Raw genomic sequence first — 22,862 nt, 5'->3', positions numbered from 1 at the left:
CGGAGACGCAAAACCGGACTTTTGGACGCCCCGCCATATCAGGTCAACCCCTAGGAGTTGATCGCCGGCGACGTAGCGAAGCGGTGAAAGCCACGATTTTCGCGTTATTTTTCCGCAATCAGGCGCCTATTTCATAGCCAAGTGCCCACGAACGCAGCGCAATCTACCAAAATGCTGAAATTTGCCGCAATTATTGACCGCGACACTTGACCATGGTGACATTTGCGACTGTGATAGAACAACTCGCGCCGGGAGGGTGTCGAGAAAATGGGGAGGCGGCAGAGTTTTTCCGCTGGAACTTCCCACAAGAAAATACAAGACAACGGAAAAGGTTGGGAAAAATGAAGAACAAGCTTCTGTCCGCAACGATCGGCGCAGCAGTTTTCGCTCTTGGCGCTTCGGCTGCTTCGGCCACGACACTCACAGATGTCAAGGCAAAGGGTTTCGTTCAGTGCGGCGTCAATACCGGCCTTACCGGCTTTGCCGCACCTGACGCTTCCGGCAATTGGGCCGGCTTCGACGTCGACTTCTGCAAGGCCGTCGCTTCGGCCGTGTTCGGCGACCCCACCAAGGTCAAGTACACGCCGACAAACGCGAAGGAACGCTTCACCGCTCTGCAGTCCGGTGAAATCGACGTTCTCTCGCGTAACACCACCTGGACGATCAACCGCGACACCGCACTCGGCTTCAACTTCCGTCCTGTCACCTATTATGACGGTCAGGGCTTCATGGTGCGCAAGAGCTTGAACGTGAAGTCGGCTCTCGAACTCTCCGGCGCCGCAGTCTGCGTACAGTCGGGCACGACCACCGAATTGAACCTCGCTGATTACTTCAAGACGAACAATCTGCAGTACAATCCGGTCGTCTTCGAAAATCTTCCTGAGGTCAACGCGGCTTACGACGCCGGTCGTTGCGACGTTTACACGACCGACCAATCCGGTCTCTATTCGTTGCGTCTGACGCTGAAGAATCCCGACGAACACGTTATCCTTCCTGAGATCATCTCCAAGGAGCCGCTTGGCCCGGCCGTCCGTCAAGGTGATGATCAGTGGTTCGATATCGTTTCCTGGACGGCTTATGCGCTGATCAATGCCGAAGAGTTCGGCATCACCCAGGCAAATGTCGACGAGATGAAGAATTCGCCGAATCCGGACATCAAGCGCTTCCTCGGCAGCGAGACCGACACCAAGATTGGCACCGATCTCGGCCTGACCAATGATTGGGCCGCCAACGTCATCAAGGGCGTCGGCAATTATGGCGAAATCTTCGAGCGCAACATCGGCCAGGGCAGCCCGCTCAAGATCGCACGCGGCTTGAATGCTCTCTGGAGCAAGGGCGGCATCCAGTACGCACCGCCGGTTCGTTAATCGAGCTTTGGCATGAAATCCCGGGAAGGCGGCCGAGCCGCCCTCCCATCTTCCAAAAAGCAAAAAGAAAGCCCGAAAACGGGCACAAGGGGATTGGCGCGGCATGACGCATGGGGCTGTGGATACGACACCTTTGCATGGCACCGGCTGGAGTTTCCGGTCGGCAATGTACGACCCGAAATACCGGAGCATATTTTTCCAGGTTCTAACAATCGTTATTCTCGTGGGCATTGTGTGGTGGGTAGCCCACAACACGGCCGTGAACCTTGCCCGCAGCAATACGGCATCGGGTTTCGGCTTCCTTCGCGGTCGCGCCGGTTTCGAAATCGGCCAGTCGCTGATCAGCTTTTCGAGTGACTCGACTTATGCGCGCGCACTTGTCGTCGGCATTCTGAATACCTTGCTGGTGGCGGTGACCGGTATCTTCACGGCGACCATCATCGGCTTCCTGATCGGGATCGGCCGGCTGTCGCACAATTGGCTGATTGCCAAGCTCTGCACGGTCTATGTCGAGGTTTTCCGCAACATTCCGCCGCTGCTCGTCATCTTTTTCTGGTATCTCGGCGTTCTCTCCGTTTTGCCGCAGCCGCGCGAGTCAGTGGGTCTGCCGTTCAGCATGTTCCTCAACAACAGAGGACTGGCCTTCCCGAAGCCGATCTTCGAGACAGGTATGATAGCGGTCGGCATCGCCCTGGTGATTGCGATTGTCGCCACCATCATCATCGCGCGCTGGGCCCACAAACGCCAAGCCGCAACCGGCCAGCCGTTCCACACCGTATGGACATCGATTGCACTGATCGTCGGCTTGCCATTGCTGGTCTTCGTCGTCTCCGGCTTTCCGCTCACCTTCGACGTTCCGGTTGCCGGAAAATTCAACCTCACGGGCGGCTCGGTCGTCGGTCCCGAATTCATGTCGCTGTTTCTCGCTCTGTCCTTCTATACCGCCTCGTTCATCGCCGAGATCGTTCGCGGCGGCATTCGTGGCGTTCCAAAGGGACAATCCGAGGCAGCCGGCGCGCTGGGGCTGCATCCGTCGAGCGTGACGAGACTTGTCGTGGTGCCGCAGGCGCTGCGCATCATCATCCCGCCGCTGACGAGCCAGTACCTGAACCTGACCAAGAACTCCTCACTCGCCATCGCGATCGGTTTCTCGGATCTCGTTGCCGTCGGTGGCACGATCCTCAATCAGAGCGGTCAAGCGATCGAGATCGTCTGCATCTGGGGTATCGTCTATCTCAGCTTGAGCATTCTCACGTCGCTGTTCATGAATTGGTTCAATGCCAAGATGGCACTGGTGGAGAGATAAGATGTCGGTCGCCGATAAACCCTTCGTCAGAACGTCCATCCTTGCCGCCGAACCACCGCCCCCCGGCGAGAGGGGAGCCGTCGCCTGGATACGCCGCAATCTCCTGGCAACCCCGAAGGACGTGATCCTGACAATCCTGGCTCTTGCGCTCATCGCATGGGCCGTGCCGCATCTCGTCAACTGGCTGTTCATCCAGGCCGTATGGACCGGGCCGGACCGCACATTCTGCGCGACGACGATCCAGGGCGGCATTCAGCCTGACGGCTGGAGTGGTGCATGCTGGGCCTTCGTCAGCGCCAAGTACGATCAGTTTATATTCGGCCGCTATCCGCTGGATGAGCGTTGGAGACCGGCGATCGTCGGGATCCTGTTCATTCTGCTGCTGGTTCCGATGCTGATCCCTTCGGCGCCGCGCAAGGGCCTGAACGCCATTCTTCTGTTCGCCGTTCTGCCGGTCCTCGCCTTCTGGCTTCTTCACGGCGGCTTCGGCCTCGAAGTGGTGGACACTCCGCTTTGGGGCGGGCTGATGGTGACGCTCGTCCTGTCCTTTGTCGGTATTGCCGTCTCCTTACCCTGCGGCATTCTGCTTGCGCTGGGGCGCCGCTCGAAGATGCCCGTCATCCGGATGCTCTGCGTTACCTTCATCGAGGTCATTCGAGGCGTTCCGCTGATCACCGTTCTGTTCATGGCAAGTGTCATGCTGCCGCTCTTCCTTCCCACAGGCTGGAACGTGGACAAACTGCTTCGGGCGCTGATCGGTGTGTCGATCTTCACCTCGGCCTATATGGCGGAAGTGATCCGCGGCGGCCTTCAGGCGATCCCGAAGGGACAATTCGAAGGCGCCGATTCGCTTGGCCTCGGCTATTGGCAAAAGACCCGGCTGATCATCATGCCGCAGGCCATCAAGCTGGTCATCCCGAGCATCGTGAACACCTTCATCGGAACCTTCAAGGACACGTCGCTGGTCACCATTATCGGCATGTTCGATCTGCTTGGCATCGTCAAGCTGAACTTCTCCGATGCCAACTGGGCAAGCGCCGTCACGCCGATCACGGGTCTGATCTTCGCGGGCTTTATCTTCTGGCTGTTCTGCTTCGGCATGTCGCGCTATTCAGGCTTCATGGAACGCCATCTCGATACCGGCCACAAACGATAAGAACGCTAAAACGATAAGAATGAGGGAAAATATCATGGCTGAAGCTCCAGCGAAAAAGCTCACCGTTTCCGCGACGGAAGTGGCGGTCGAGATTGTCAACATGAACAAGTGGTACGGCGATTTCCACGTGCTGCGCGACATCAACCTGAAGGTCATGCGCGGCGAGCGGATCGTCATTGCCGGCCCGTCGGGCTCGGGCAAGTCGACGATGATCCGCTGCATCAACCGCCTGGAAGAGCATCAGAAGGGTCGCATCATCGTCGACGGCACCGAGCTCACCAACGACCTGAAAAAGATCGACGAGGTGCGGCGCGAAGTCGGCATGGTGTTCCAGCACTTCAACCTCTTCCCGCATCTGACGATCCTCGAAAACTGCACACTGGCGCCGATCTGGGTGCGCAAGATGCCGAAGAAGCAGGCCGAAGAAGTGGCCATGCATTTTCTGAAGCGGGTCAAGATTCCGGAGCAGGCCAACAAGTATCCGGGACAGCTTTCCGGCGGTCAGCAGCAGCGCGTGGCGATCGCCCGGTCGCTGTGCATGAACCCGAAGATCATGCTGTTCGATGAGCCGACCTCCGCACTCGATCCCGAAATGATCAAGGAAGTGCTCGACACCATGGTGGGGCTTGCCGAAGAAGGCATGACCATGCTCTGCGTCACGCATGAAATGGGCTTTGCCCGCCAGGTCGCCAACCGGGTTATCTTCATGGACCAGGGTCAAATCGTCGAACAGAACGAACCGGCCGCCTTCTTCGATAACCCGCAGCACGAACGCACCAAGCTGTTCCTCAGCCAGATCCTGCACTAAAGCGCGTCGCGATCTTTCAGATTCGCTCTTCGCGCTTTAGGTCATTGTTTTTACGCATGTCGTTGTCGGAAAACTGCTGCACAGTTTTGCGCAACATGCTTTAGATCGAAGCATCCTTTGAAAAGGACCCGCCGAGCCGCTGGCTCGGCGGGTTTTGTATGTTCAGCGGGAGGCGGTCGCCTGCAGCAGACTGCAGAGACCGGCAAGGCCGGAATCACCGCCGGAGGCGGAGATGTCGGCGCAACGGACGAGCATCTTGCGCTGGTCATTGACAGGCATGCTGCGAAAGGCCTCCAGGGTACGTGCCCGCGACGCGCTGAGCGTGCTGCCGGGCGCAGCCGTGGTATTGCTGCCGCCAGCTTCATCCACCCCGCCGATGGCGAGATTGGCATCGACGTCATTACGGTTGCCAACCGAGGCCGTGGCCTTGGCATCGATTCCGCTAGAACCGCCGACGCGTGCATTGACATCGGCATTGATGCCCCGGCCGCCGCCAGCATTGGCGGTCGCATCGGCATTGACGCCGTTCGAACCGCCGACGGAAGCATTGGCATCGGCGCTGATGCCACTCCCGCCGCCGAGTGACGCGCCGACATCGGCGCTGACAGCATTGCCGGCATTCACCGACACGCCGACATCGAGCGCACGCGCATCGCTTGCCGGCATGGCAAGGAGGGCGCAGCTGGACGCGAGCACTGCAAGGGATAGTGTCTTGTGATTACGGGTCATGTTTTCCTCCGTTTCCATTCTGTCGGACGATCTGTCCGGCAGTCGAAAATCGAGGAACGCGCGTGCCTTCGATCGATCGGACGCCTGCAACTCCAGGACGTCCATGGCAAGGCAACGTGAAGGGATCACGAATGTTTCACGAGACGGCGCGGCAAGTCGGTTCGGTAGCGTGCGATGATGTTTCACGGTTATTGAAATACGAATTATCTGACAGACTGCGCCAAAAGCAAACATATATCGCAGCGGCTGGAGAGCCGACAGTGTATTTCCTCCCCCATTGCGCCAGGAAACTTAGGGCCAGCAAGCAAATCTCAGTTTGCGATACCATTGGCGGCGATTAATCCACTTGCAGCGTTTTCGCGCAGGTCGACTACACCCTTCCCTCGAATTGACTTTTCCACCTCCGATTTAGATTGCTAAAAATAACTCCCCTTCCGTCTGGATATATCAGGCGCGAAGTCCATGTTTCAGCTTGTTCTCATCTGATGGAACTGGAGGTTTAGAATGGGCATTTTCGACAAGATCAAACATGCAATTTTCGGAGAGGCGAAAGCAGCCGAACCCGTTGCTGCCGGCGCGCCGAAGACAGAGCCGGCGCAAGCGCCTACCTCACCGTCGGCAGCGCCCAGTCCTACGCCTGCGGCCCCTGCCCCGCAGAGCAAGCCGGCCCCCACGGCCACTGCTCCAGGCACAGGCACAGTCGATATCGTCCCGATCCTTGACGCGGCAGTGAAGAAGAGCGGCCAGAAGCTCGATTGGCGCCGCTCGATCGTGGACCTGATGAAAGCCGTCGGGATGGATGCAAGCCTGACCGAGCGCAAGGAACTTGCCGCTGAACTCGGCTATACGGGCGACAGCAACGATTCCGCAAAAATGAATATGTGGCTGCACAAGGCGCTGATGAAGCGGCTTTCGGAAAATGGCGGCAAGGTACCTGCCGATCTCCTGGATTGATCGATGACGGATGGCTGCCGCCATTTTTGTGGTGGCAGCTATGCGATTGCTGTTCCGCCGAGGTCACGGCCGATCAGACCGGGGGCCGGCAGGTCCCCTTGCCCGCAGGCACTGGAACGAATAACGTTCCGCTCGATACTTCGATAATCGATCAGGGGGAATTAAATCCGATGAGATTGATGGTAGTCGTTGGTCTTGCACTTAGCCTCGGCTGTATATCGGCCGCAGAATCTCCTTCAAACTATCATTCCTACAGCGGCATTCGGGTCGATACCGACCCGGCGCTCCTGGCTCGATACGATAAAGCGCTTCAACGCTGCGTGCCGGAAGCAGGCTCATGGCGACGAGGCTCGCCGGACCCGCGAAGCCTGCATTACAATGCGGCTCTCAGAAGTTGCCTCTATAGGTACAGCTTCGTCGACAGAGGCGTCTACGCGTACCCCATCCCCCAGGTCTACTTCGATCACTTCCTGGATCGCTGAGAAGAGACTGGCCCTTCAGGGCCTATCAAACAAGAACCCCGCCATTTTGGCGGGGCTGTCTTCAATCGAGATGCTGCGACCTCTGCATAATTCCTTAAATCGGAAAGACGCGCGGCGCTGTCGTCAGCGTTTGCCGCCAGTTGGTGGACGACCCTTGCCTGCCGGGCGATTGCCGCTTCCGGACGAGGTCTTAGCGTCATTGCCCTGACCGAAGTTGGTGCCGCCGAGATGGCCACCGCCGCTGGTATTGGCAACCTGGCGCTGCGCTTTGCGCAACAGTGCCTCTGCATTGGTCTTGCTCATGAAATTCTCCTCAATGGCTGGAAAACCCAGCCGGAATGCCGCTACTGACATCCGCGGTCAAAGACCGAAGGCATATCAGGCAGCGGCGATGGGTGTTTGGCGGAGGCTTGCGTCGATCAAAGAATTGCCTGCGTTCATGACGATTCCCCCTCAACCGGCATGACAATCACCCTCCGGCGGCTGCCGGGCGGCGCAGAAATCGATTTTGAAAGGAAAGATCAGCTGGGACGCCGGGGCGCAAACCAAGCTCGACAAGCAATTTCGATAGAAGAATCAATAGGACGGCAATGTGTTTAAAACAAGTTCCCGGCCACCTGGTTGTGTAATCATTGCTTTGAATTGCTGCCCAATCGGACAAGAGGGCAATAGCCCTAAGCATTTTAACAATCCAGATAATCCGATCGAAAGCTGCGCCTGACAAAACAACAACTTAAGATTTCAACGGAGAAACGAGATGTCACGGCTTTTGATAGGATCGATGGTATTGGCCTTCATCGCGGATATGGTGATGAACATCGTGTTGTGGCTTGGAGGATTGGACACCGTGGCTTCGGTGTCCTCTGGAGCAATGGAGGTATTCGCGGGGACAATGGGCGAAGTCCTGGTCTTTTGGTTCTTTGCTTTCGCGGCTGGCTTTGTGTTCCTCTGGGCGGGTCGAAACTCTCCGGTTCCCGTGTTGAGCATCGTCGCATCATTCCCTTCGGTGTCGATCATGGTAACGGCGGCCCTAATTGGAGCCTATCATCCGTCCGAGAAGCACCCCAAGATCAATTCGGATCTGCTCCGCAGCGCTTTGACGTAGATCGGCTTGATCACTCTGCGACTGGATAATTCCTTCAATTGGACTTGACCTCCCCGTTCAGTTGCCGACAGTTTTGCGGAACCATCTGCGGATGATCATGCTGCAGCTCCGGTTGGAACGCTTCTTGCAGAGTTACTAATATGTTTATGATGCAAGGACCAAATGTCATGAATCGGTACACATCGCATCAGTTTCCCGCACTGAGGATCCTCATGAGCGGCCAAGATAAATACAGCGTCGTCAGGACCCTCGGCGACGCAGCCACCATGCTCATTTCCGAATGGCCTGGGGATGATGGCGAGGAGTATGTCGTGGCAGTGAGGACATGCCTCGACGCCATCCGCGGCACCACGCCCCCAAACGCCGCGCGGGAAGCGCTGATGAGAGCGGCTGATGAAGCCGGCATCCGCTACCTCTCGGTGGTTCACTGAGATCACTGCCTGGATCCGGCAACACGCAATAGGCGCGCAGCCGACGCTGATCGCCGAAGCCGAATACACCGCTTGGACGGATGACGGAAAGCTGCAGCTTGCCGCGTATAAGGGCTGGGGGAAGTGCGGGGTAGCACCGGGTTCTATGAGCCCTCCCAGATTGAGCCGCGGCAGTGAGCGGAGAGATCCCCAACCTCACCCGACAGTCGAGATTGCATGGACTTTCATGTCATCTCGAACTTCATAGAACTTATCCCCGTCGATATAGATAAAGTGGCAATTTGGCTTTTCGCCTTTACCGTTGGAACAAGCTTTATCGCCCCTGAACGTGAGTTTCGTTTTCACGTCGATCATTTTGCCGCCGACATCCGCCTTACCGGTAATGGTGCCCTTCTTCCAACTCCATACGAGATCAGCGGTCACGGGCTTTTCCAGATCGAGAATTTCCACCTTTACAGGCTTGCCATCAGCAAACGCTTTGAACTCTTCCATCGTGACCTTCTTGGCCCCTGCCGGGAGATCGGCGGCATAGGTGTTCACTGCCGACAGCAAGAGTGCCGCCGCACCAACGCTCGAAAGGATGTTTCTCATGTTTGGGCCCCTAAAGATTGACGGCCAAATTACAACCCATCGGGCGAAACGACATCCCACCTATTGTGATTAGCTGCCCATACCGCAGGCTGAACTCGCCCCAGCGCGAAAGGGCAAGCGCTGGAGATGTCATGTCCGACGGGTATCGTTCTGAAATCAAGGTGCGGTCTTAGCTTCTCCGGTCGCGGGTTTTCTCTTGATGCAACGGAACCCGACATGGCTGGTGGAGGTGTCCTCCGGCTCGGCGTGACGAGCCGCCGGGCGATAACGACGGCAGTAGTTCGGAGCGCAGAGATGCGATCCGCCCTTCAGCACGCGCCGATAGATGCGTATCTCGGGCTGGCGGGGGTCGAAGCTCGCCTCGGCATCGCCGCCGCGCGGGTTGCTTGGAATGCAGCACGAATGGCTGGCAGGCTCCGGATGGCGTGTCGACCAGTAGTCGGACGTCCACTCCCAGACGTTTCCGATCATGTCCTGGAGGCCGTAGCCGTTTGCCGGAAACAAGCCGACGGGAGAGGTGCGCTCATGGCCTTTCGGCTTTGTCGTCGTCGTGGGAAAGACGCCTTGCCAGGTGTTGGCCATGGCGACGCCGTCCGGCATGAATTCGTCGCCCCATGCATATTCCGTGTCGTCCGAACCGCCGCGCGCCGCGAGCTCCCATTCCGCTTCGGTCGGCAGGTCGAGGCCAGCCCAGTCGGCATATGCCTTGGCGTCGGACCACGCGACGTGGACGACGGGATGATCGAGCTTGCCGCGAAGATCGCTCAGACCGCCGAGAGGCCGCCGCCAGGTCGCGCCGAACTTGAACGTCCACCACTGCGAGATATTGGGGCCATTCACCGACTTCGGCCGGGTGAACACCAGCGATCCCGCCCTCAGCATCTCCGGCAGCGCGCCGGGATAGTCCTTCGGATCGGGCACCTTCTCGGCGACGGTCACGTGTCCGGTCGCCTTTACGAATTCCATGAACTTGCGGTTCGTGACCGGTGTCCGCTCTATCCAGAAGCCGTCGACCTTCACCGGGTGGGCCGGCGCCTCCTCCGGATAGTAGTCGTTCGATCCCATGGTGAACGTACGGCCCTCGATCCACACCAGATCGTCGGGCACGTGTTCTGCTCCGAATGCCAAGGCCATTGCCGCCTCCATGGTATGACCGCCGAGCATCGCGCGGCGGGTACCCGCTCAGCTCAACCATATCTGCATCCCTATTTGGCCATCAAGGAAGCCGCTCCCGTAACGGTCGCCCTTCAATGACCGACCTCTCATCGACGCTTTAGGACGGATGACAAGCTATTGCCGTTCGTTGACAAACTCCGACTGGCTTTGAACTGATGGTGCCGCGGGAACCGCGGCATCACAATTCACCTGACGGTCTGTTCGAATAGTGCGAGAACCGCTTGTCGACCCATCGCGACCATCCAAGTCCACCCGCTAGAAATGGATAGCGAGCCCAACGATCGGCCCTTGCTGCACGGCGTCGAAGACGAACCCGTCGTTGCTGTAGTTGACCCCCAATGCCCGGTACCCCGCGACCGCGGACACCGTCTCGTTGAATTTGTAGCCGAGGGCCAATGCGACGTCCCAGTCGATATCAGCGCCGCCTGCCCCGACCAGTCCCCATCCGGTCATGTAGATTTCCGGCGTAAAGAAGTAATTGCCCCGGAAACCTGCGATGCCATCGACCCAGGTATCACCATCGTCGCCTTCCACGCCGTCGAGCAGCCCACCGTTGAATCCGATGGTCGTGTCGACCGACCAGACCCTGATACCCCCGACGATATCAAGGTGGCCGGATGGGCTCTCCAGCACCGAGTAGCCGACACCGAGCAGGCCGGCAAACGTCTTCGAGGTGACGTCGACACTGTCGGCCAGGATGCCGGCAGGCGTGCTCGCATCCGCCCCGAGTTTGGTATAGATGACGTCGCCGAAAATGCTGAAGCGGTCGTAACGCGCCTCACCTGCCGCCATGAAGGCAAAGTCGAGATTTGACAGCAGGTCGCCGAAGTCGGCGTCCATGTGGACCTCGGGCAATCCGAACTGTGCGGTATCTCCGGAGATGCCGGCCGCCCAGAAATAGGGGGCGACCGTGAAGGTCCACCCGCTTGAGCTTTCCACCTGCTTTGCATCGGGCGTCAGCGGCGTGATGTCGGCCGTCCTGGCAGGTGATGCAATCGCAAGCGCGGCGCAGACGGTGGCGATATAGATGGCTTTCATGTCCTATCCCTCAATCAGCAAGCGAGTGCGAATCCCGCCTGACAGTTCCCCCAAAACAAAATATTCCAGATAACTAATAAAATTATAAATAAATTTCCATTACGCAAGCGCGCATAAATTGTGTTCCGCCGGTAGCAATCACTGCTTTTGGCATTCCTGCGTCGAATGTCCCGCGGCACAGGCCGTTGCCGCCGTGCGGGCACGCTTGTCGCCACCTATCAGCGCGTTTGCCCTGTCCCCATAATTCTCTCTTGTATTCTGATCGACGACCGCAACCGGGGCGGTGAGGATCAGACCGGCGGCGTGACCTGCTGCCGCGGCCGTTCCGATCGTCGCATCGAGTATGTGGTCACCCAGCCCCACCTTGTCTTCGCTCAGCGTCTGCCCGTCGGAAATCCTGGAACCGATCAGCCGAACGATCTCGGGAGATTCTGCAAACTTCGTGTGGTAGAGACGGTCGCCCTGCTTGACCTTGGTGAGATCGATCACGCTGATCTTGTTGATCTCCAGTTCTTCCTTGTAGGGCGATTGCTCCGGATCGATCGCGCCGAGGCGCGACACATCTCCCCAAACGCGGCGCGAGACGGCAAGCGCCCGGTCGTCTCGTGATACGAACAGCGTGAACTGCGGGTGCTGCTTGCCCATATCCACGATCTGCTGGCTGAACACGTCGACATCGACGTCGGGTGCGGCGAGAATGACGTTCCTGAACTTCGCCGGCAGCCTGCCGTTGCGAATGGCCATCTGACGCAGTGACTCCAGTGTCAGCCAGTTCCCCATCGAATGGGCGAGGATGGAAACCTCCTTCACCTCTTTGTCGCGGGCCAGGTACTGAAACAGCGTTTCGAGCGCATTGCGGGTGTAGTTCGTACTTTCCCGGTCATAGCCATAGGCAAGCAGGCTGCCGCGCGATGGCCATGTGACGAGAATGGGCGCGCTGTGGACGCGGGAATCATGGACGATCTGGGCAAAGCGGTAGACGGAATCTTCGAATCGCGTGTTGAAACCGTGGATGAACACCAGGACGCTTCCATCCGGTGTCTTGCGCACGCTGGCGCTGAGCCAGGATTTTGCGGCGTCGATATTGATCTCCTTGGCCTTCAGCGTCGCGAAATCCCTTGCAGGATTCGGAGGCAACCTTCTTGGCCATGCGACACTTCCCACCTTGCGGGCACTGTCAGGTGGGATGGAGATAGTCATTTCCGCAAAGGTGGGCTTCAGCGCACGTTCGCCCGAGAACATCTCGCCGGGAACGGTCGAGCGGCTCCTGGTCGTTGCGACAAGGAGGTTCACCCGGCTCAAACCAGGTGAAGAGGTATCGGCGATCGGCGTAAGGACGCCCTTGGGATGGCCACCGCAACCAGAAAGAAAAATGAGCGAAATGCAGAGAATCACCAGGAGGTTGGTAGGCAATTCGTTGATCCCCATAGGTGCCCTTTGCTTTCAGCAGTAATAGACACCGACCGCGCATCGCCTGACGGTGCGTCGTGCAACACCTGCCACGCTGACGGGCGTGAGGGGCCGCCCGACACGCGCCTCGGCCGGCGTAAAGATTCCCGTCATTCCAGGGACCGCCAGCCGTTCGCCGAGTTCAAGACCGGACATGGCCACAACGATGGTCAGCAGCAGGATTTTGATTTTTTGCAACGAGGTCATTTGCTGTCTCCCTTTGCGAAACGATCCGGAAGCTCATCAATGTCCACGAGCTTTTCCAGCTCGACTTTCTTTGCATCCGTGGTGTTCTTGAAACTGTAGTCTTCGGCAACGACATCGGTGCCTGTTTTCCAGTCGCTGATCTGGATGCTGTATTGCGGTCCCAGATCGACCTGTGTGGCGGTAATCACGTATCGGCAAGGATATGGTTTTTCGCCTTGCGCGATCCATAACTGCCAGTCGAGTTCCTTGGTTCGGAATGCAAGATGATCGCATTCAACGCCGCCAATCACGCCGCTTCCGAGATCCTTGACGTCAACAACGTCGCGCATCAGTTCGTCATAGACATTGGGCAGCAGGAGATCGGCGCCGGGAACCGGGCGGTGAAGTTTATCCCGCATTTCATCGACGAGATGATCGATCGTGCCGGGCAGATCAGCCTGAGTGTAAAGATTGAGATGTTTTCCAAGGACCGTCGCCGTCTTGCCGTCAAAGGTCATCTCGACATCGGCAAAGCCACCGGTGCGAGTAACGCGGAGCTTGTCGGGTCGGCCCATCTCCACTTTTCCGGAACTTGCGAGCAGTAATTTCTGGTGCTCGGTGGTGACAATCTCAAAATTGGTGTCGTAGGCGAATGAAATCGCCTTCTGGGCCGAGAGATAGTCGGACATCGCCTTGACGAGCTTCCTGGCATCGGGCTGTTCGGCACGGGCGGCCAAAGGTGAGATCAACGTGACGGCCAGCGCAAGCGCTACGGAGGATCGCCAGTTTGCGGTCAGGCAATGCTTGCAGGAAAGTTTTACCATCGACCTGTGCTCCTTGCGTCTTGGTGGCGAGCGAAGTCAAACGTGTCGGGAGAGGATGAGATCGCGATCCAGGGATGACCGCCTCATTCGCTCCGCCCCTTTGTCCTGTTGCATCAGCTATTGTGCGGCAAAGACGAGCTCGGCGCTCGTAACATCGGGTATGCTCTGTAGTACACGCACCGTAAAGCAGATACGGACAACGCCTCAGGGCTGTGGGATCAAAGACCTGACCCAACGGTCGAAACTGTGGTTGCGGTTCGACTGCTTATGGCCAGTCCCGCCTTTCGGATTGCGGCGCTGAACCGCTCCTGATCCACGGGGCGGACGTTTCGGGACTGAAGTTCCGCCGCTAAGTTGGGCAGGAAGTCCGGGCGCATTTCAACGAACTTTGCGCCTTCGCGCCGTGCCTCAGCCTCAAATCCATTCTCGGCATAGATAACCGCGGCAACGAGGTGGAATAGCGGGAATTTCTGCAAATCGGCCTGTCTGATTTCCGCGACCGCCGTCTTGCCGTCGTTCAGCATGAACGCAGCAAGCGCTCGTGTCCCGTGATAGTAACCGCCGCCACCCGGATTGAGAACGATGGCCCGCTCAAGAAGTGCTGCCCCGCGAGCCCAATCCCCGCCCATCGCCACGCGTGTCCCGAACTCTCCAAGCAGTTCCGTGTCGTTCGGGTTGGTTGCGAGCGCCAGTTCGCCAACGCGTAAAGCCTCATCCAGCTGCTGATTGAAGAACAGCGCCATCATCAATGCCTGATGCGCGCGCGTGCTGCCGGGATCAAGCTGGATTGCGCGCCGCGCCGCGACGAGGCTACGCTCGATTGGAATGGACGATCCCCGCCGCGCATTGAAGTCGAACCGATCTTCGTCGAGGTAGACGATCGACAGCATCGCCCATGCGGTCGCGAACGATGGATAACGAGCGACCGCACTTTCAAGGCAATCCCTGACCTGCCGATGCCGTTCCGGACTCAACTCGGTTCGATAGGTGTAGAAGCTTAATGTGCAGGCATAGGCGCCGAGATCGTCGGGAGGTTGATTGGCGACATCTTCCTGCGCGATAACTCCATAGGGTTGAGCAATGGCCGTCGCCACCCTGTTTGCGACGTCTGCCTGGATCGCGAACAGATCGCCCGAACCCATGTTCTCGTCATAGATCTGCGACCACAGGATTTCGCCGTTGTCCGTATCAAGCAGCCGCGCGGTAACTCGCATCTTGTCCCCCGAAATACGCACTCCTCCCATCAACAGATAGCCGGCACCGAGTGCGTTCCGGACGCGAGAAGCATCGACTTCGGGCGACAACGATCTGGACGTCTCACGGCCGAAGACCTTGATCTCCCTGAAGCGTGGCAAGGCTGTGAGAAGCTCCTCGGTCAGGCCGGCCGAAAAAATCTCCGCCTTAGGATCCTCACCAAGATTCGCAAACGGGGCAACGACCAGACTTGCCGTATGCATTTCCGGCATCGCCGTCGGATTGCGGACAAAAGACGGTGATCCGCTTTGCACCTGATACAGGAAGGTCGATATCAGAGCTGGAATCAACAGACTGGCGACAAGCCACCTTCCATACCCGTGAAACCTGCCAATACCGACTGGTCCATCTGCGGGCGCAGATGCGCCAACGGAAGACTTGGTGTCTCCCGGGCTGCTCCAGACGAACGTTGGAACATAGCCCCCTTTCGGAATGTCCATTCGAACAGGATCATCCTGTCCGGCTACAAGATAGTAGCGCTCCAAGCTTTGCCGCAGCCGTCCCGCCCCGATCCGCACGACCGGGTCGTCCTGCGAGAAGCCTTGGGAGCGCTTGAACACCTCCACCGCAACGGAATAGCCCTTGATGCGCTTGGCGTTGCCTGCGAGCGTCTCTTCTGTGATGTACCGCAGGAAATCGGCGCTACGGCCCGTGTGGGGAAACTCCGGATTCGCGATGATGCGCTCAAGCTGCCTGCGAATATCATCAGGTCCGGGAGGCGGTCGCGTGGAAGGTCGTGCAGCATCGGCTGCCATCGCATTCTGCATGACATGCTCCTCACCGCTCTTGAGGGCGCAACTACCAGAAATTTTATTAGTGTAATCTACTGCACAAAGTCATCCGCGTCCACGGAGATGTCGTGGACGCGCCTTGGCGTTGCCTGCACGGCAGTTGCGGGCTTACCGTGTGTTACCGTCACATACGTTGCTTTTTTCAGTGCCCCGGCCAGGATGCAATCGGCGGTCGACATCCCACCCGAAGTGAGCGTGCCCGCCGTGGAGTGGCGACACGCTCCGTTGTGCCTAATTGGTTTGCTGGAGCAACGGCTCATCAAGCGCGAGGTATAACGGTGACACGGCAAAATCGGGATGGCGTCGTCAACAGCCGCGGACTTGCCGCATGAGCGCATCGACGATCGCCGCAATTGTCTTCGGTTGCCTCGCACTTGCTTCGGCGGTCGGAATGATCGTGCGGTATCGGCTGCCGCATCAGGGTGAAGGCCCTGCCGCGTAGTTGCTGCCGTTGTTACGGTAACATACGTTGATTGTGGATCGCGTTGAGCGATCATCGCGGACGTCCGCCCCCGTCGCGATGGGCGCGAAGCCGTCGTGCCCACCTGTTGGCAGCCACCATACCGGTCCGCGCCGCGACGTTATCCAGGAGGAGAAATTCCATGTGCCGTCGAAATGCGTTGCACTTTTCTCGCGGCGCGCTCGCCGCGCTGGGTTTCACAGCTTTGACCGGGTTGGGCGGCTGTCCTGCGGCATTCGCGCAGGCGGTCACGGGAGCGCCCGGAGCGACGATCACCCTCGACGGCAAGCAGCTTCCGCCTCCCGCACCGAATTTCGGCGGCGTCATCAAGGAGAAAGCCTCGGAGTCACAGCCTTGGTGGGCGCCGCGCGTCGTGCCGCCAAAGGGTGCGCCGAACGTATTGCTGATCATGACGGACGACCAGGGATTCGGTGCACCCAGCACCTTTGGCGGCGTCATTCCCACCCCTGCAATGGACCGCATTGCAAACCAGGGGTTGCGCTTCACCAATTTCCATTCAACGTCACTTTGTTCGCCGACACGGGCTGCATTGATTACGGGGCGAAACCACCATTCGGTCGGCGCCGGGGTCGTCGGCGAAATTGCGACGGGCTATCCGGGTTATGATTCCATCATCCCGATCGAGAAAGGCACCATCGGCACGATCCTCAGGGAGAATGGCTACGCGACATCGTGGTTCGGCAAGAACCACAACACGCCTTCCTATCAATCGAGCCAGGCAGGGCCGTTCAATCAATGGCCAACGGGTATGGGCTTTGAATATTTCTACGGTTTTGTCGGCGGTGACGCCAGCCAATGGCAGCCCAACCTCTACCGCAATACGACTGCGATCTATCCCTTCGAAGGAAATCCGACCTGGAACCTGGAAACGGCGATGGCCGACGAGGCCATCCACTACATGAAGCAATTGAAGGAGATTGCCCCCGAGAAACCTTGGCTTGTCTATTACGTCCCGGGCGCCACCCATGCACCGCATCACCCCACACCGGAATGGGTCAAGAAGATCAGCGATATGCACCTCTTCGACGAAGGATGGAACAAGCTGCGCGAGACGATCTTCGCCAACCAAAAGCGGCTCGGCATCATGCCCGAGAACGCGCAACTGACGCCGTGGCCGAAGGAACTTCCGGAATGGGATAGCTTAGGCCTGGAAGAGAAGAAACTCTTTATCAAGCAGGCAGATATCTATGGCGCTTATCTCGCCTATGCCGACAATGAAATCGGTCGGGTCATTCAGGCCGTCGACGATCTCGGCGAACTCGACAATACGCTGATCATCTATATCGGCGGCGACAATGGCGCGAGCGCTGAAGGCATGCTGAACGGCACGCCGAACGAATTCACCACCTTCAACGGAATCCCCGTGCCGGTGAAGGATCAATTGCTTTGGTATCCGTTCTGGGGATCGGAACGAACCTTCCCGCATTTCGCCGCGGCCTGGGCATGGGCGATGGACGCGCCTTTCAAGTGGGTGAAGCAGGTGCCGTCGCATTTTGGCGGAACCTCTCAAGGTGTGGCGATGTCCTGGCCTGGCCATATCGATGACGTCGGCGGCATCCGTCGCCAGTTCCACCACGTCATCGACATCGTGCCCACGATCCTCGAAGCGACCGGCATCCCGACGCCTCAGACAATCAACGGCATCGAGCAACGCCCCATTGAAGGGGTGAGCATGATGTACACATGGGATAAGGCAAATGTCGATGCTGCCACCCGGCACACGACGCAATATTTCGAGATGCTCGGCAACCGCGCCATCTACGACAATGGCTGGGTGGCTGCGACGACGCCGGCGACCCGTCCATGGGAGTTGAGCACTGCGACGCCTCCCGATGTCATCAGCGGCTACAACTGGGAACTCTACAACGTCAACGATGATCCGACCCAGTTCAACGACCTTGCCGCCAAGCTGCCGGACAAGCTCAAGCAGATGCAGGACCTCTTCTATTCCGAGGCGAAGAAGTACAACGTCCTGCCATTGGACAATTCGACGCTTTCCCGCTGGAACACGCCGCGCCCGAACCTGACTGCCGGACGAACCGAGTTTGCCTATTCGGGAGAACTCAGCGGCGTGCCGCCCAGTGCAGCGCCGAGCGTCTTGAACAAGTCCTATACGATCACGGCCGAGGTCGAGATACCCGAAGGCGGCGCGGAGGGCATGATCGTCACCGAGGGCGGCCGGTTCGGCGGCTACGGCTTGTTCCTCAGCAAGGGCGACTTCGGCGTCGGGCGAGGCAGGGTGGTGTTTCTCTACAACCTTCTCGACCTGAAGCGCACCATGTGGGAAGGGCCGGAACTGGAACCCGGCAAACACGAGATCGTCTTCACGTTCAAGTCCGATGGTCCAGGCCTGGGAAAAGGCGGCACAGGCGTGCTGTCGGTGGACGGCAAGGACGTGGCGACGAACTCGGTCGAACACACGATCCCGGTCACCTTTCCGGAGGATGAAAGCTTCGACGTCGGGCAGGATACGCGCACCGCGCTCCGTTCAAGTTCACCGGCAAGATCAACGAGCTGACTTTCAAACTCGGCCAGTAGAAGCGAACGTGGGTCTCCGACGCAAACGCCGAGATGTTCAAGGAGGCGACATGCCTGAAACCATGCGAGCGAATTCCAAGCTCCTGCTTTCGGTGACGGGCGTGGTTGAAGCAGCCACGGGCCTGGCGTTGCTGCTGGTACCCGCTCTTCTGATTGAAGTGCTGCTCGGGGCAGCGCCAGATACCCCTGTCGACATGACCGTCGCCCGTGTCGCTGGTGCGGCAGTGCTCGCCTTGGCCGTCGCCTGCTGGCTTGGGCGGCACGAAGCGGGAGGCAAGGCCGTCAGAGGACTGGTATCGGCAATGCTTCTCTACAATGTTGCCGTCACCGCAATCCTGGCATTTTCCTGGCTCCGTCACGGCATTTCCGGCATCGCGTTTTGGCCAGTTGTCGTGGGGCACGTCGGGCTGACCGTCTGGTGCGTGGCGTGCGGATTGGCGTCACCGCGCATCGCAGACCGTTAGCTGGCTGTCATCGATATCCTCATGTTCACCTGCCGCAATCTGCTGGCAACCTTTACCGTGTCATTGCAAAGCAGCCTTTTTCCCGCAACGCAATTGGCCAGATGCACCCGCTGCGGTCATTGCGCGATATCCGAGAAGTCGCTCAGTCTGCATCGTCATTTGTCATACTCAGAGATGATGTGAGGCGGTAGCGAGACGATGACTGCTTTCGTGTTTCTCATGCCGTGGAGAGAGACTTCGGTCATGGAGGAACGTCTTCGATTTGTCGCCCGGCTGCTCGAGGGCAAGAGTATGAGCGATGGGTGCCGAGGCATATTCGCGGCGGTGGCGCGCTTGAAATGCTGCGCAATGGGTTTGGTCGAATCAGCTACGGTCATGCCCCCATTACCATCTCGATCAGCACGAATTGGTAAGGCGACGCTGCCCAAAATTGCGAAATTCACAAAAAATGTCGATTCCGCCTTTGGCGAGAGGAATCCAGTCACGCCCCCTGGGTTTTTCTAATGTTTTCAATGGATGCGTTTCGCTATAGTTGCAGAAAGAATAATTCTCGGCATGCGGGACCTTTATACTGCCGTAATTTGGGCGACTCGAATTTCCGCAAATATTTCAAAATGTAACTTCGGAGTGATCGGGATAATGTGGCAGCAATATGGCTATGTTTCTCAAGCACTTACTGTCGCGTTGCTGTTGCGCCTTCCAGAATGTCGCCCTATAACCCCCCGCCGTAACGCCTGATTAACTAAAAATAGTAACCGGCAAAGACAACGCTAAGGTTGAGGAACAAGACCATGACGACATACTACGTAGCTTCGAGCAGCAGCGGCGGCGGTAACGGCAGTGCCACGTCTCCTTTTCACACGATCAGCGACGCGATGGCGTCGGACCTTAAGCCCGGCGACGAGGTTGTGGTGCGCGCCGGCGTCTATAATGAGTCGGTGAACATGTACAAGGATGGTTCCGCCGCCGGCTACATTACCTTGCGGTCGGAGGTACCGGGTGGAGCGGTGATCCACTCAGCGTCGGGCGGCGCAAATGGTATTAACATCACTGCTAACTATGTGGCGGTCGAGGGCTTCGAGGTCTACGGGAGCGCTTCGCACGGCATTGTTGGTGATGGCGTCCACCATGTGAGGATCGCCAATAACGTTTCCCACGACAACGGTGCGTCCGGCATCGCCTTCGCCGGATCCGACTTCATCACGATCGAAGGGAACGAGACTTACAAAAATGCGAGTTCTGGCTGGTTTTCAGGCATCTCTCTCTACCAGAACCGGAATATCACCGGGGCGCCGGACGATGGCAGCTTCCGCAACATCATCCGGAACAACATCTCGCACGACAACGTCACGAAGTCGGGTGCGCACACCGATGGCAACGGCATCATCATCGACGATTTCCAGAGCACGCAGACGAGCGGTCATCCGAACTACACGTTTAAGACCCTGGTCGACAACAACCTCGTCTATGAGAACGGCAGCAAAGGCATCCAAGTTACCTGGAGCGACTCCGTCACGGTGAAAAACAACACCGCATACCACAACAATCAGGACCTGCTGAACGACGGCACCTGGCGCGGCGAACTCAGCAACGCGCAGTCCAGCAACAACACCTGGATCAACAACATCGCCGTAGCCGACCCGTCGGTGAACAAGAACAACACTGCGGTCGATAACACGTCGTACGGCGGCTATACCAACGCCAACGTCGTCTGGGCCAACAACGACACCTACAACGGCACGGCCGGCCAGGCCTCGGTCAGGACCGACGGCGGCAACGCTATGCCGAGCACGGCGAACGGCAACAAGCTCGGCGTCGACCCGAAATTCCTGGGAGCAGCGAGCGACAACTTCCACCTCGGCTCCGGCTCGGCAGCGATCGACGGCGGAACCGCCAAGTACGGCGTCGGCTCGGTCGATCTGGACGGCCACGCTCGCGTCGTTGGAACTGTCGATATGGGTGCCTACGAATCGGGCTCCAGTGCGACACCGGGAACGCCAACCACGCCGACGCAACCGACAACGCCAACCACGCCGACGAATCCGACAACGCCAACCACCCCGACGGAACCGACAACGCCGACCACGCCGACCACGCCGACGCAACCGACAACGCCAACGGCGCCGACAAAGGAATTCATCGGCACCAACGGTAACGACATCCTGCCGCACACCGGCCAGTCCAACGGCGGCAACGAAACCTTCAAGGGTCTCGGCGGTAGTGACGTGTTGAAGGGCGGGGCCGGCGCGGACGTGCTCGACGGCGGTACTGGCAATGACACGGCCAGCTATGCGGGCTCCGACGCGGTCAACGTCAACTTGGCGACTAAGGTCGCATCGGGCGGTCAGGCGACCGGCGACAAGATCGCCGGCATCGAAAACTTGACCGGCTCAAGCTACAACGACGTACTGACCGGCGGCAACGGCGGCGGCAACGTTCTCACTGGCGGGGCTGGCGCGGACAAGCTGGACGGCGGCGCCGGCAATGATGTCCTCATTGGTGGTGCCGGAAAGGACATTATGACCGGTGGCATCGGTGAGGATACGTTTATCTTGAAGGCACCGACGGAAACCGGGTCCGGCTTGAACCGCGACGTCATCACCGACTTCCAGCACGGCGTCGATAAGATCGACATCTCGGCGATCGATGCGAATGGCTCTGCGGCGGGCAATGGTACCTTCCATTTCCAGGCACAGGAGAATGCCTTGTTCGATCACAAGGCTGGCGCGCTCGCTTGGCACTATGACGACAACGCCGGATCCGCGAGCGATGTTACCGTTATCCAGGCCGACACGAACGGCGACGGCATTCATGACTTCGAGGTTCAGCTGAAGGGCCTCGTCCACCTGGGGGCAGGCGATTTTCTCCTGTAACGATAGCGTTGTGGCGGTCGTCCGATCGCCACAACACGCTGGCCGCAAAAGTCGGCTACTTCGGCGCGCGGATGAGGGAGCCCCATCCGCGCGCTGCGATTTTTCGGCAGGCGTCAGCCGGCCTTTCGGGCCGGCTTTGCGTAAACCGATAGCTCGTCAGAACGCCTCACCTCCCGCCATCAGGCGTATCGACGATCGTAGCGCGAATAGAATCAACTCCGACGAATTTCAGGCTGACAGGTCGCCAAGGACCTTTAGAATATGCTCTCGGATCGTGTTGGCCGTTTTTCCCGGTGATGCGGAAGTGACGTCGAGCACCAATGTGTTTGGGTGGAGTGGATCGAAAACCCCCGCCCTCCGACTGCGATCCCTCGAGGCTGCCACATCCGTGGATTTCAACCTTTGGCGTCGCTCGGGGTTCGAAACCCGGCGAGCCAGCTCCTCTTCATCACAGCAATCGCACCGGCACCAAAACGGCGTCGCAGCCTTCGGCAGCACCGGCGATCTGTTGAAAGGTACGAAGGCTCCGCTCATCACCATCCAAGCCGGCATGCGTGAAAATGAAATTGGCGGACGGCGCGTAAGCGGTGATTGCATCAAGGACGGTTTGTCGAACTCGACCTGTAAACTCCCATATTCCCTTTGGAAACGGGGCCGTTCCATCCTCATCCGGCAGACGCAGAATCGGGTTGTTGACCCGGTGGTTGTCGACAATTTTTGCCGAAACCATGGCGCTCAACTCTTTCGCGATGGTCAACTTCCCAACGCCCGGGAAGCCTATGAGCACGATGCGGACACCCATCTTTCGCGACACCTACATAGTTTTCGTTGATAATCATGTCGCCCGAAGACATGGCCG

At 58.5% G+C, this 22,862-nt stretch carries 19 protein-coding genes and 2 pseudogenes; 11 read left to right on the top strand and 10 right to left on the bottom strand.

Translation table 11 applies throughout. The annotated features are described in order from the left end of the window. Positions 1-341 precede the first annotated feature (341 nt). The 4 genes from ACD590_RS08835 (at position 342) to ACD590_RS08820 (ending at position 4,637) form a co-directional block, all read left to right on the top strand. Positions 342-1,367 carry an amino acid ABC transporter substrate-binding protein gene (locus tag ACD590_RS08835; protein ID WP_018241875.1) on the top strand — a complete coding sequence of 342 codons (1,026 nt, stop codon included), beginning with the start codon at positions 342-344 and terminating at the stop codon, positions 1,365-1,367. A 103-nt stretch (positions 1,368-1,470) separates the two neighbouring features. Continuing rightward, on the top strand, positions 1,471-2,673 hold the full coding sequence (locus tag ACD590_RS08830; protein ID WP_026230541.1) for an amino acid ABC transporter permease: 1,203 nt from the start codon (positions 1,471-1,473) through the stop codon (positions 2,671-2,673). A gap of 1 nt (position 2,674) precedes the next feature. Further along, a complete protein-coding gene (locus tag ACD590_RS08825; protein WP_247264253.1) occupies positions 2,675-3,829 on the top strand; it encodes an amino acid ABC transporter permease in 1,155 nt (384 codons plus the stop codon). A 34-nt stretch (positions 3,830-3,863) separates the two neighbouring features. After that, positions 3,864-4,637 (top strand): amino acid ABC transporter ATP-binding protein, encoded by a 774-nt coding sequence (locus ACD590_RS08820; protein ID WP_003559021.1) that lies wholly within the window; start codon positions 3,864-3,866, stop codon positions 4,635-4,637. Positions 4,638-4,799: 162 nt separating this feature from the next. Here ACD590_RS08820 and ACD590_RS08815 read toward each other — a convergent pair whose 3' ends face one another. Then, a complete protein-coding gene (locus ACD590_RS08815) occupies positions 4,800-5,471 on the bottom strand; it encodes a hypothetical protein (RefSeq protein ID WP_018445476.1) in 672 nt (223 codons plus the stop codon). Positions 5,472-5,870: 399 nt separating this feature from the next. Between ACD590_RS08815 and ACD590_RS08810 the strand changes: the two genes are divergently transcribed. Together ACD590_RS08810 and ACD590_RS08805 are read left to right on the top strand one after the other, a co-directional pair. Continuing rightward, on the top strand, positions 5,871-6,320 hold the full coding sequence (locus ACD590_RS08810; protein WP_247264254.1) for a DUF3597 domain-containing protein: 450 nt from the start codon (positions 5,871-5,873) through the stop codon (positions 6,318-6,320). Positions 6,321-6,490: 170 nt separating this feature from the next. Then, positions 6,491-6,802, top strand: coding sequence for a hypothetical protein (locus ACD590_RS08805; RefSeq protein ID WP_080764114.1), 312 nt, complete (start codon positions 6,491-6,493; stop codon positions 6,800-6,802). 123 nt (positions 6,803-6,925) lie between these two features. On the opposite strand, the gene ACD590_RS08800 is transcribed toward ACD590_RS08805, so the two are convergent. Then, entirely contained in the window at positions 6,926-7,105 is a 180-nt protein-coding gene (locus ACD590_RS08800) for a hypothetical protein (protein WP_018241869.1), read from the bottom strand. A 454-nt stretch (positions 7,106-7,559) separates the two neighbouring features. On the opposite strand from ACD590_RS08800, the gene ACD590_RS08795 reads away from it, so the two are divergent. After that, positions 7,560-7,907 (top strand): hypothetical protein, encoded by a 348-nt coding sequence (locus ACD590_RS08795; protein ID WP_247264255.1) that lies wholly within the window; start codon positions 7,560-7,562, stop codon positions 7,905-7,907. A gap of 140 nt (positions 7,908-8,047) precedes the next feature. Further along, entirely contained in the window at positions 8,048-8,338 is a 291-nt protein-coding gene (locus ACD590_RS08790) for a DUF982 domain-containing protein (RefSeq protein ID WP_018241867.1), read from the top strand. A 195-nt stretch (positions 8,339-8,533) separates the two neighbouring features. Here ACD590_RS08790 and ACD590_RS08785 read toward each other — a convergent pair whose 3' ends face one another. The 7 genes from ACD590_RS08785 to ACD590_RS08755 form a co-directional block, all read right to left on the bottom strand. Then, positions 8,534-8,929 carry a hypothetical protein gene (locus ACD590_RS08785; RefSeq protein ID WP_439002440.1) on the bottom strand — a complete coding sequence of 132 codons (396 nt, stop codon included), beginning with the start codon at positions 8,927-8,929 and terminating at the stop codon, positions 8,534-8,536. Between the two features lie 156 nt (positions 8,930-9,085). Continuing rightward, entirely contained in the window at positions 9,086-10,063 is a 978-nt protein-coding gene (locus tag ACD590_RS08780; protein WP_439002439.1) for a formylglycine-generating enzyme family protein, read from the bottom strand. A 297-nt stretch (positions 10,064-10,360) separates the two neighbouring features. After that, positions 10,361-11,143, bottom strand: a complete 783-nt coding sequence (locus ACD590_RS08775; RefSeq protein WP_247264258.1) for a hypothetical protein — start codon at positions 11,141-11,143, stop codon at positions 10,361-10,363. 138 nt (positions 11,144-11,281) lie between these two features. Then, a complete protein-coding gene (locus tag ACD590_RS08770) occupies positions 11,282-12,571 on the bottom strand; it encodes an alpha/beta hydrolase (protein WP_439002438.1) in 1,290 nt (429 codons plus the stop codon). Between the two features lie 15 nt (positions 12,572-12,586). Beyond that, positions 12,587-12,799, bottom strand: coding sequence for a hypothetical protein (locus ACD590_RS08765; RefSeq protein WP_018241862.1), 213 nt, complete (start codon positions 12,797-12,799; stop codon positions 12,587-12,589). Further along, the gene (locus ACD590_RS08760) at positions 12,796-13,602 is read right to left on the bottom strand and encodes a DUF2092 domain-containing protein (RefSeq protein ID WP_247264260.1); all 807 of its coding nucleotides are present in this window, start codon (positions 13,600-13,602) and stop codon (positions 12,796-12,798) included. The genes ACD590_RS08765 and ACD590_RS08760 overlap by 4 nt, the downstream gene beginning before the upstream one ends. A gap of 218 nt (positions 13,603-13,820) precedes the next feature. After that, complete coding sequence (locus tag ACD590_RS08755) at positions 13,821-15,623, bottom strand: adenylate cyclase (protein WP_439002437.1); 1,803 nt, start codon at positions 15,621-15,623, stop codon at positions 13,821-13,823. Positions 15,624-16,249: 626 nt separating this feature from the next. On the opposite strand from ACD590_RS08755, the pseudogene ACD590_RS08750 reads away from it, so the two are divergent. The 3 genes and pseudogenes from ACD590_RS08750 (at position 16,250) to ACD590_RS08740 (ending at position 22,003) form a co-directional block, all read left to right on the top strand. Further along, positions 16,250-18,666: pseudogene (locus tag ACD590_RS08750) on the top strand (arylsulfatase). Between the two features lie 50 nt (positions 18,667-18,716). Continuing rightward, positions 18,717-19,130, top strand: coding sequence for a hypothetical protein (locus ACD590_RS08745; RefSeq protein ID WP_247264263.1), 414 nt, complete (start codon positions 18,717-18,719; stop codon positions 19,128-19,130). Between the two features lie 791 nt (positions 19,131-19,921). Further along, positions 19,922-22,003, top strand: coding sequence for a choice-of-anchor Q domain-containing protein (locus ACD590_RS08740; RefSeq protein WP_247264264.1), 2,082 nt, complete (start codon positions 19,922-19,924; stop codon positions 22,001-22,003). A 228-nt stretch (positions 22,004-22,231) separates the two neighbouring features. Here ACD590_RS08740 and ACD590_RS08735 read toward each other — a convergent pair. Next, positions 22,232-22,805, bottom strand: a pseudogene (locus ACD590_RS08735) (AAA family ATPase). Between the last annotated feature and the right edge of the window lie 57 nt (positions 22,806-22,862).

It is taken from the genome of Rhizobium sp. 862_C5_N1_2, from assembly GCF_051811205.1.
Classification (GTDB): domain Bacteria; phylum Pseudomonadota; class Alphaproteobacteria; order Rhizobiales; family Rhizobiaceae; genus Rhizobium; species Rhizobium leguminosarum.
This window is presented reverse-complemented; position numbering and strand designations above follow the sequence as displayed.